Annotated in this window: 7 protein-coding genes; 4 read left to right on the top strand and 3 right to left on the bottom strand. The window is 64.9% G+C overall.

Features of this window, described 5'->3' with window-relative positions; genetic code table 11:
* The coding region (locus VF497_RS00810) for a hypothetical protein (RefSeq protein WP_330885299.1) at positions 1–2316 on the top strand (2316 nt) is incomplete at its 5' end.
* A 226-nt stretch (positions 2317–2542) separates the two neighbouring features.
* Here the strand turns inward: VF497_RS00810 and VF497_RS00815 are convergent.
* The gene (locus tag VF497_RS00815; RefSeq protein ID WP_330885301.1) at positions 2543–3304 is read right to left on the bottom strand and encodes an AraC family transcriptional regulator; all 762 of its coding nucleotides are present in this window, start codon (positions 3302–3304) and stop codon (positions 2543–2545) included.
* A 180-nt stretch (positions 3305–3484) separates the two neighbouring features.
* Between VF497_RS00815 and VF497_RS00820 the strand changes: the two genes are divergently transcribed.
* On the top strand, positions 3485–3913 hold the full coding sequence (locus tag VF497_RS00820) for a DUF3830 family protein (protein WP_330885303.1): 429 nt from the start codon (positions 3485–3487) through the stop codon (positions 3911–3913).
* Positions 3914–3930: 17 nt separating this feature from the next.
* The gene (locus tag VF497_RS00825; protein WP_330885305.1) at positions 3931–5283 is read left to right on the top strand and encodes an alpha/beta hydrolase family protein; all 1353 of its coding nucleotides are present in this window, start codon (positions 3931–3933) and stop codon (positions 5281–5283) included.
* Here VF497_RS00825 and VF497_RS00830 read toward each other — a convergent pair.
* Positions 5280–6830 carry a GH1 family beta-glucosidase gene (locus VF497_RS00830; protein ID WP_330885307.1) on the bottom strand — a complete coding sequence of 517 codons (1551 nt, stop codon included), beginning with the start codon at positions 6828–6830 and terminating at the stop codon, positions 5280–5282. The genes VF497_RS00825 and VF497_RS00830 overlap by 4 nt on opposite strands.
* A gap of 117 nt (positions 6831–6947) precedes the next feature.
* Positions 6948–9449 carry a TonB-dependent receptor gene (locus VF497_RS00835; RefSeq protein ID WP_330885309.1) on the bottom strand — a complete coding sequence of 834 codons (2502 nt, stop codon included), beginning with the start codon at positions 9447–9449 and terminating at the stop codon, positions 6948–6950.
* Between the two features lie 227 nt (positions 9450–9676).
* Between VF497_RS00835 and VF497_RS00840 the strand changes: the two genes are divergently transcribed.
* On the top strand, positions 9677–10493 hold an 817-nt coding region (locus VF497_RS00840; RefSeq protein ID WP_330885311.1), incomplete at its 3' end, for an FAD-dependent oxidoreductase.

Consider the following 10493-nt stretch of genomic DNA (forward strand, 5'->3'; position numbering starts at 1 on the left):
CAGCCCGGCAAGCCACCGAGCCAGAAGCTGGCCGACGTGGTCACTCCCTACAGCCTGTTCGGCGCGTACTGCATGAACTGCCATGCCTCGGCCGAGAAAGAGCTGACCTTCGCCTCGCTGGACAACGTGCTGACGTCCGGATTGCTCTACAGGCATTTCAGCGCGTCTGCGACGCCGATGACTGCAACCGGCCTGCTCGGCATGTTGAATCTGCGCGATCCGGGCTTTGACGATCGCGCCGGCGCCGAGCATGTCGATCCCCACAATACGCTCGCGGGCGAGGCCATGCTGCGCGATGCGCAGCGCCAGGCTTGGGCCTTCAGCCAGCCATTGCCGCACCCGACGCCGCAATTCGCCGCGTCGTTCGGCACATTCGGGGCGAATGATTTCGGCTCCGCCTGGCGTTTCCACTTGCCGGCCGAGAGCTTCGACCACCGCACTGCTGGTGCGCTCAAGCCGGGGCTTTTCCTCACATCCGACCAATGCCAGGGCTGCCACGATGCAACGGTGTCCAACGATGCCACGCCGAACATGCTGGTCGACGATCCCGAGACGGGCAACCCCGTCAACGTATCCATGTACGCCGAATGGCGCGCTTCGCCGATGGGACTGGCAGGGCGCGATCCGGTGTTCTTCTCGCAGTTGCAAAGCGAGACCAACCGTCTGCCCAAGCTCACCGAATGCATCGAGAACACTTGCCTGCACTGTCACGGCGTGATGGGTCAGCGCCAGCTCGCGATCGATACGCAGAAAGCCGACGCACGCTGCAAGGATCTGTTCGCCGTGGCGCCGCCGCCGGAGGTGCCGTTCGGCGATCCGTTCCGGCTCGGGATGGTCACGCGCTACCAGGCCTTGGATGATCCTCACGGCTACGGCAACCTCGCCCGCGACGGCATTTCCTGCACGGTCTGCCATCGCATCGACAAAACAGCACTCGGCAAGGAATCCAGTTTTACCGGCAATTGGGTCGCCGGCCCGGACGACAAGCTGTTCGGTCCGTTTGACGACGTGATCATCGATCCGATGAAACATGCGCTCGGTGTCACGCCCGAACATGGCGAACAGGCCAAGAGTTCGGACCTGTGCGGCAGCTGCCACAACATCCTGTTGCCGGTGCTGGACAACGACGGCCGGTCGCATGCGGTGCATGTGCCCGGAGGCGGCACCGTTACCAGCACTTACGAACAGACCACGAATCTGGAATGGACCAACAGCGTGTTCGCGCGCGGTGCGACGTTCCAGTCCTGCCAAGACTGCCATATGCCCGGCCACTACAAATCGCTGAGCCTGGCCGGCACGAAGATCGCGAACATCGAGTCGGAAGAATTCGCGCCGACCACGCACCGCTTGCCCGACGAAGCGATTACCTTGGAAGCGCGCGCGGACTACGCGCGCCATTCGCTGCACGGCCTCAACATGTTTCTCAACGAAATGTTCCAGCAGTTCCCGCTGCTGCTCGGCGTGCGCCAGATCGACTACATGGGCGCCACCACGACGCAGCCGGCCCTGATTACCGCGGCAGAGTCGATGCTGCGCATGGCGCGGCACGAATCCGCGGACATCGCCATCAAGGATGTTCATCGAGCCGGCGACCGGTTCACGGCTACCGTGCGCGTGACCAACAAGACCGGCCATTTCCTGCCCTCGGGCGTGGGTTTTCGCCGCCTGTTCATCGAGTTCATCGCCGAAGATTCCAGCGGCCGGCCGATCTGGGCGTCGGGCCGTACCGATGCGCTGGGTTTCCTGCTTGATGGGTTGAGCGATCGCCGCTTGCCGACAGAAAATGGTGTCGTGCAGCGGGACTACCAGCCGCACTACCAGCGCATCACGCAGAGCAACCAGGTGCAGATCTACCAAGAGCTGATCAAGGACTCGGAGGGATTTCTGACCACGTCGTTCCTGCGGCGTGTGCAAACGGTCAAGGACAACCGGCTGCGCCCGCGCGGCTTTGATCCGAAGCTGTTCCTGGACAATCCATCGCCCTACATCCGACTGCTCGGCGAAGTGGAAGGCGAGGCGGCCCATGATCCGCACTACACCGATCCGACGCTCACCGGCAGCGATGAAGTGCATTACGAAATCCGTTTGCCACCCGGCAAAATCGCGCGTATTGCGCGCGTGCGCGCCGCTCTGTACAGCCAGAGCATTCCGCCGTTTTATCTGCAGCAGCGGTTCGCGGATGCCACGGCGGGACCGGGGCAGGGCGACGAGATCCGGCGGCTGTATTACCTGACCAGTCATCTCAATGCGGGGCAAGGGACACGGATCGAGAATTGGAAGTTGCCGTTGGTCATGGCGGCCGCGCCGGTACGGTGACCTGCATGGCATACGCGTGAGTGTCTTTCCAGACGATGAGATGCGCAGCCAGGGCTATTCCTTGGGCGATACGACTTGAACCAGAGCTCAAAGACTGCTTCGCAACAAGGGATCGACACGAAGTGGCCTGTAGTTGATACTCAAGCGGAGCGTTGTGCTGTTTATTTTTGGAAGAAGAAGCTCGAGCCGCTCGGGTTCGACGCTTTGTTATCGTTGTACGGTTTATTTACTTTATCGACGCATCGCGGAAGGCCTCCCGGTCCGCACGTATCGCCGTCGGCGAGCGTCCTAGCAGCCGACGCAAGGTCCGGTTCATGTGGCTTTGATCGCAGAACCCCGCCTCCGCGGCGATGTCGGCAAAACCCCGATCGGATTCGCGCAGCAGCCGCGCTGCGCGTTCGACGCGGAATCTCGCTGCGGCCTGCTGCAAGCCTTCGCCGCTCGAATGTCGATACGCGGGGCCGATCCAGGCGGGGCTGCGCCCGACCTCGCGCGCGAGGTCGCCGATGCGCCGGCCCGGATCGGTGCGCAGCCGCGCGGTGACATCGCCGGCCCAGGCAGAGGCATGTGCGCCGGATTCGCGCAGCGCGATCGAGAAGAGTCGCCGGATCGAACTGCGCAGGTCGGCCTCCGCGAGTCGCGTCGCGCATGCACTGGCGATCGTGCGGGCCTGCGCGCCGCAGGCGCCGCCGACGCGAAGCAGCAGTTCCTTGGCCGGCAGCGCGGAAGTGCCGAGCCACTGTGGATCGAACTCGATCTCGATCTGCTCGAATCCCATTTCGCCGACGACATTGCGATGCGCGACGCGCGGAGCGTAGAACACCATTGAAGGGCCGGCGATCTCGTGTTCGCCGCGCTCGGTGACGTTACGGTATGCGCCCATGACGTACAGCGAAATCATCGGCCACTCGTGCGCGTGTTCGGCGACGACGGTGCGGCTCGGATCGATGACGCGGCGCACGCAGGCGCCACTGAACTGGTGCAGCACGGACATCTTCCTGCAGTGTCCTCAAATGGAAACCGACTGCGGTTCTATCGCTCCATCTTCCGCCAACCGGTCGTGGAATCAAGGGCCATTTGTCCTGGGTTGCCTTGAATCCGTCCAAGACGCGCGACAGCCACATCGATACTGTGGCGGCATGGCAGCTCGCCACTCGACGGAATCCCAATGAACGCCACCGTATCGATCGGCACTTCGACCTTCCGGGCAAGCATCGCCTCGCCCCGGGCATCCGCAAGCTGGGATGCACTGGCACGGCTGCTGCCGTATGCCGGTACGGTGCTGCACGCACGCTGGAGCGGCGAGGCCATCTGGTCGCCGTTGCGCACCATCTGGCCGGCCGCATCCCTGTTGCCGCGCGAGAACGCCGTCGGCGAACCGCGACCAGGCCAGATCCTGCTCTACGCCGGGCAGGACAGCGAGCCCGAACTGCTCCTCGCCTACGGCCAGACACGATTCGCCAGCGGCTTCGGTCCGCTGCTCGGCAATCCCGTGCTGACCATCGTCGATCGTCTCGATGAACTGGCCAGTGTTGGCCGTTCGATCCTCGAAAACGGCGCCGGCACGTTGCGTATCGAACTCAACTCTAATTCCTGAACCCGGAATCCGCCGCCATGCCACGAATCACCTGCATTGCTTTTTCAGCTGCGCGGCTGCTGCTCGCGAGCCTGCTTGCCATGTTGTCCCTGCCTGCCTTCGCCGCATCGCCGAGCGACTGTCTCGTCGGCAACTATCGACTCGATGACGAATCCGATCTCGACATCGCCTCCTCCGCAAACGACACGCTGCGCTGGCGGAAGTTCGACGGCACGACCGGCACGTTGCACCGCCAAGGCGACGGCAGCTGGATGAGCACGCGCGGATGGAGCGAGACGGCGGACGGCATCGTCGTATCGTTCGCCGGCTGCGACATGGGCACGCTGCGCTTTGGCGCAGTGTCTGGCAAGAAGCGCGAGTTCGCGACCCGCGAGATCCACTTCGAAAGCCATGGCACGACCTTGTCCGGCAGGCTGGTCATGCCGCCCGGCGAAGGCAAGGTTACGATCGTCGTGCTGATTCATGGATCCGAGCCCAGCTCCGCCCTCGAATCGTACTCGCTGCAGCGCATGCTGCCCGCCGAGGGAATCGGAGCCTTCGTCTACGACAAGCGCGGCACGGGAAGTTCGGGCGGAACCTACACCCAGGACTACTCCGTGCTCGCCGACGATGCCGTCGCCGCGGTGGCGGCGGCGAAATCGCTGGCAGGGTCGCGGATGGAACGCATCGGATTCCAGGGTGGTAGCCAGGGCGGCTGGGTGGCGCCGCTCGCGGCGACGAGGACAGCGGTCGACTTCGTCATCGTCTGCTTCGGCCTGGCGGTGAATGTGATCGACGAAGATCAGCAATCGGTCGAGCTGCAGCTCAGCGAGAAAGGCTATTCGCGCAGCGAAATCCGCGATGCGCTGAGCGTGGCAAGTGCGGTGGAAAACGTCGTTGCGAGCGGATTCAGCAGCGGCTTCGCCGAACTGGACCGACTGCGCAAGCGCTATGCCGCCGCACGCTGGTACAAGGATCTGCGTGGCGACTATACCCACATCTTCCTGTCGAAGTCCGAGGCCGAACTGCGCGCGATCGCGCCGCAATTCGACTGGCATATCCCGTGGAACTACGACCCGATGCCGGTGCTGCGGTCGCTGCGCGCGCCGCAACTGTGGGTGCTCGGCGGCGAGGACTACGAAGCACCGAGCCGCGAAACGCGCAAGCGGCTCAATTCGCTGATCGCGCGCGGCAGCGACTGCACGATCGCCTACTACCGCAATGCCGAGCACGGCATGACCCTGTTTGAGGTCGACGCGAAGGGCGAGCGCATCTCGACTCGCTACGCGCCGGGATATTTCCAGATGCTCCGCGATTTCGCGCTGCACGGAATGCTTGCTGCGCAGTACGGCGATGCGGAGTTGACCCAGCCGCGGCGGCGCGGTCGCTAGCGATTGCGTTCACGGCTTCGAAATAACGCGTTGCTGGTGACGGTCGCATTCGACGTCGCCGTTGCCGGCACCGCGTTCTGCGCAATCACCTTCGCGAACCACCCCGCCGAATCCTTGGGCGTGCGCTTCTGCGTCTTGAAGTCGACGTGGATCAGGCCGAAACGCTGCGAGTAGCCTTCGGCCCATTCGAAATTGTCGAGTAGGCTCCAGTGGTGGTAGGCGCGCACGGGCACGCCGTCGCGGATCGCGCGCGAGAGTTCGAGCAGATGCGCGCGGACCCAGGCGATGCGCGCGCTGTCGTGGATTTTTCCGTCCGCGCCGGGTGCGGTGTTGTAGGCGGCGCCGTTCTCGGTGATCTCCATCGGCAGATGGCCGATGTGCTCGGCGATGTTGGTAAGGATGTCGTAGAAGCCTTTCGGATAGATATCCCAGCCGTTGTCGGTCTGATGGTGCGGCGGGTAGTAGCGCGCCCACTCGGCCTGGGTGTTGAGACCGGGCAAGCCGTTGCCTTGCGGCGCATCGGCAACGAGCCACGACGAGTAGTAGTTGATGCCGACGAAGTCGAGCGCGGCGCGCACGATCGTCTCGTCGCCTTCTTTCCAGCCGAGCAGTTCCGCTTGGCGATCCGCTGGCAGCACGCCTTCGGGATAGCGGCCCTTCAGCGCCGGATCGAGGAACCACAGGTTGACGAACTTGTGCCAGCGCTGCGCAGCCAGTTTGTCTGCGTCGCTGTGTGCGTTGGCCGGGTACGCGGGCTGCGTATCGTAGACGCCGCCGACTTCGAGTTTGGGATTGGCCGCCTTGATCGCGCGGAATGCCATGCCTTGGGCGAGGTTGACTGTGTGCGTCGCGCGCAGGAAATCGAGCGGATCGGTGCGGCCCGGCGCGTGGTTGCCCTGCCAGTAGCCGCAGTGGGTGAAGGTCTTCGGTTCGTTGAAGATGCACCATTGCCTGATGCGGTCGCCGAGCGCGTCGATGACGAGCTTGGTGTAGTCGGTGAATCGTTCGGCGGTGTCGCGGTTCGGCCAGCCGCCGGCATCCTCGAGCGGTTGTGGCAGGTCCCAGTGGTACAGCGTCGGAAACGGACGGATGCCCGCTTCGAGCAGCGCGTCGGTGACGCGCTTGTAGTAGTCGAGGCCCTTCGCGTTCGCCGCACCCTTGCCGCCGGGCTGCACGCGCGGCCAGGCGATCGAGTAGCGGTGGGTCTTCGTGCCGAGATGTCCGGCGAGCGCGATGTCTTCGCGATAGCGATGGTAGCTGTCGCAGGCGACATCGCCGTTGTCGTGGTTCTTGATCTTGCCGGGCGTGTGCGCGAAACGGTCCCAGATCGATTCGCCACGGCCATCCTCGTTCCACGCGCCTTCGACCTGGTAGGCCGCAGTCGCCGCACCCCAGAGGAAGCCCTTGGGGAATTCGCCAGCGCGCAGTTTTGCCGGTGCCGCCGGTTTCTTACCGATCAGCGCATCGGCGAGCGCGAACGGGCTGCGTGCGAGCAGCGAGGTACCGCCAAGAGCGAGCGACAGGCGCAGGAGGTCACGACGCTGCATTGTATACTTCCTTCCAATTTACGCTTCGACTCCGCGCCCGCTGGCGCGCGCGGCAAAAAAGTGCCAGACCCGATGGAGAACGGCCCGGGTCCGGCACGTTGGGGCGCAACCGTTGCGCTAGAAGTTGATGCCGAAGTTGACGCCGAACGTGCGCGGCGGCAGGTACTGCGAGGTGTAGATGAGCGAGCCGTTCGGCGCGACGGTGCGGCCCGCATCGCTCGTGCGCACCTTCACGTCGGTGAAGTTGCTCGCGTAGGCGCCGGCGTACCACTTGTCGTCGGCCGAGGTGTAGCGCAGCGACAGGTCGCCGCGGAAATACGCCTTCTGCTGGTCGCCCGCGCCGAAGTTGAACGGCGACAGCCAGGTCGACGATTCGTAGTGGCCGGAGAAGCGTGGCGTCAGGCGCGCGCCGTTCGACAGGATGAAGTCGTGCTCGTAGATCGCGTTGAAGGCAAAGTCGGGCGCATGCGCAAGTTCGTGGCCGCTCACGTCCATGCAGTTGCCGATGCCCGAGGCGGCCGGACAGGCCGGCAGGCCGCCGTAGTCGTTGCTGCCGGCGTAGAGCAGCGTGCCGAGCTTCTTCTGCGGGATCGCCGAGAACACGAGATTGAAGCGGTCGACGTCGCCGAGGCGCGCGGCGATTTCCGATTCGATGCCGCTGACCTTGGTCGTGCCCTTCACGTTGGAGAAGCCGAGGCCGTGGCTGCCGTCGATGAAGGTGATCGGCGCGGCGAGCTGGAAGTCCTTGAAATCCTCGTGGTAGACCGCGCTGTTCCAGGTCAGGTGATGATCGAGGAAGCTGAGCTTGATGCCGGCCTCGTAGTTGATCAGCGACTCGCCTTTGTACGGCACGCCGCCGTCCTGCAGGCCGCCGGACTTGTAGCCGGTCGACACGCTCGCGTAGACCAGCGCGGTGCTCGACAGGTCGTGGTCGACCTTGAGCAGCCAGGTCGGCTTGTCCGCGCTGTACTTGCCGTCGTTCTTCGCGCTGACGTTGAAGCCCGAGCCCGGCGAGGCCGGATCGAGGCCGGGATAGATCGGCACCTGCGGCGTCGTCGCATCGTAGGCCCAGCCGTAGTTGCGACCGCCTTCGTTCTTCTTTTCGTCGTGGGTGAAGCGCGCGCCGAAGGTCAGGCGCGTCGCGTCGCTCAGATGCCAGGTCGCCTGGCCGAAGCCGGCGTACGAGTCGACGAGTTCCTTCGGCTGGATGAACGAACCCTGCCACCCGACCGTGCCCTGCGGTGTGCCGTTGAAGATCGGGATGTCGAAGCGGATGCCGTTGTCTTCGGCGGCGTAGTAGAGGCCGAGGATCCAGTCGATCGTGTTGTCGCCCACCGACTTCAGGTCGAACTCGTGGCTCCACGATTCGTACTTCGACCAGTTGGTGCGGTCGTTCTGGTAGTTCGCGCCGCTGGCGAAGCTGGTCGGCACGAGCACGCCACCGTCCTGGTCGTAACTGCTCGAGCCTTTGAAATGCGAATAGCCGGCGATGTAGCTGAATTCCATCGCGTCGTTGATCGCGTAGTCGACGCGCGAGCGCAGTGCGTAGTTGGTGCGGCTCAGCGCCGGCGCGGTGTCGGCGAGGATCGACCAGAAATCCTGGCCGGCGCGCGGGTTCTGCATCAGGTTCGCGCTCGGCGTGCCGCGGTCGCGGAAGTATTCGAACGACAGGTTCCAGGTCAGCTTGTCGTTCGGCACCCACAGCGCCGACACGCGCGCGGCGCTCTGGTCCTGCGCGTTGTACTTCGGTCCGCCGGTGACGTAGATGTTCGGATCGATCGCCTTGAAGCTTGCGAGCGTGCCGCCGTTGGCGAGATACGCAGTCTGCTGCGAGGCGACGGACGGCAGCTGGCCGACCGGATTCTGGTAGTCGACGTAGCCGTCATGCTGCTCCTGTGCGACGGCGACGCGGAACGCGAACGTCTCGTTGACCGGCACGTTGACGGCGGCGCGCAGGCCGAGATGAGCGTAGTCGCCGGCGGCGAACTGCGCATAGCCGTAGAAGTTGCCGAGCTCGGGCTTGGCGGTCTGGAAGTTGACCGCGCCGACCGTCGAGTTGCGCCCCCACAGCGTGCCTTGCGGGCCGCGCAGCACTTCGGCGGATTGCAGGTCGAGCAGCAGTCCGGCCGCGGCTTCCGCGCGCGGCGTATAGACGCCGTCGACGAACAGCGCGACTTCGGGATCGGCGTACTCGGTCTTGGCCGAGTCGTTGCCGATGCCGCGCAGGGTCAGGGTGACGACGCCGTGGTCGCCCTGCGTGGTCGCGGCGAAGCCGGGCACGAGCTTGACGATGTCGGTGACGGTGTTGACGCGCTCCTTCTCGAGCGTGTCGGCGCCGATCGCGGTGACCGCGAGCGGGGTTTTCTGCAGCGAGGTCGAGCGCTTGGTCGCGGTCACCTTCACTTCTTCGAGCGATTGCGTCTTCGCCGCCTTCGGGTCGGCCGCGCTGTCGGCGGCATTGTCGGCCGCGGCATGGGCATGGCCGGCGGCGAGCACGGCGATGATTGCGCAGCAGAGTGCGGTTCGGCCGGGCAGGCTGCGCCGATCGCGGATAGCGGCATGCGACGACGCATCGGCGGCGCGGGCGAACAAGCGTGCGTCGTTGGAACGATGATTCATGGGTCTCCCTCCAAAGGATTGGTCGGCGCCGGTTTGCCGGTCTCGATGACCGGTCTGATACGGGGCGCGGCAAGAAATACTGCAAATTGTCAGCGCTGTCAATCGAAAATTGACAGCGCTGACAATTGGGGTAATCTAGACTTCAACAAAAGCGCGGGAAGTCGCGCGCGTGATGACAGGCCGGCGCGGCCCACACGCACGAAGAAAGACAACGGGAGGAGTGTGACATGGCGGCATTGCGCAACATCCTCTTGGTCGGCGGCGGCACGGCCGGCTGGCTGACCGCCTGCTATCTCGCGCGCGTGCTCAACGCGGCGCATCCACAGGGCGTGCAGGTAAGCCTGGTCGAATCGGCCGACATCGGCATCCTCGGCGTCGGCGAAGGCACGTTTCCGTCGATCCGCGGCACCTTGTCCGCGATCGGCCTCGACGAGGCGCGCTTCCTGCGCGGCGCGACGGCGACGTTCAAGCAGGGCATCCGCTTCGTCGACTGGGTGCGCGCGCCGGGTGAGGTTGCTGGTGCGCGCCGCGACTATTTCCATCCGTTCAGCCTGCCGAGCCAGCGCGGCGACGCGCCCGAGCTGTTGCCGTACTGGCTGCTCGGTACGGCCGCACCGGGCGCGCCGTTCGCCGAAAGCGTGACCTTGCAGCAGCGCGTCGCCGACGCCGCGCGCGCGCCGAAGAAACGCGGCGATGCGCCATACCAGGGTCGGCTCAACTATGCCTATCACTTCGACGCAGTGCAGTTCGCCAAAGTGCTCGCCGAACACGGGCGCAGCCTCGGCGTGCGGCACACGATAGCGACGGTCGAGAACGTCGATCTCGACGAACATGGCGCGATCGCGCGCGTGCATACACGCGAAGCCGGCGCGTTCGAAGCGGATCTGTACGTCGACTGCACCGGTTTCCGCGCGGCGCTGATCGGCCGCGCGCTCGGCTCTTCGTTCCGCAGCGCGAAGGACACGCTGTTCGTCGACCGCGCGGTCGCAATCCAGGTGCCGTATGCGCGCGCCGACGCGCCGATACCCTCGTACACGATCTCGA

It is taken from the genome of Rudaea sp. (assembly GCF_036383415.1).
Lineage (GTDB): Bacteria > Pseudomonadota > Gammaproteobacteria > Xanthomonadales > Rhodanobacteraceae > Rudaea.

Bases quoted from the DNA above. Each gene is read 5' to 3' on its own strand.
- VF497_RS00820 (WP_330885303.1), top strand. From the start codon at position 3,485: ATGAACGCCACCGTATCGATCGGCACTTCGACCTTCCGGGCAAGCATC.
- VF497_RS00825 (WP_330885305.1), top strand. From the start codon at position 3,931: ATGCCACGAATCACCTGCATTGCTTTTTCAGCTGCGCGGCTGCTGCTC.
- VF497_RS00830 (WP_330885307.1), bottom strand. From the start codon at position 6,830: ATGCAGCGTCGTGACCTCCTGCGCCTGTCGCTCGCTCTTGGCGGTACC.
- VF497_RS00835 (WP_330885309.1), bottom strand. From the start codon at position 9,449: ATGAATCATCGTTCCAACGACGCACGCTTGTTCGCCCGCGCCGCCGAT.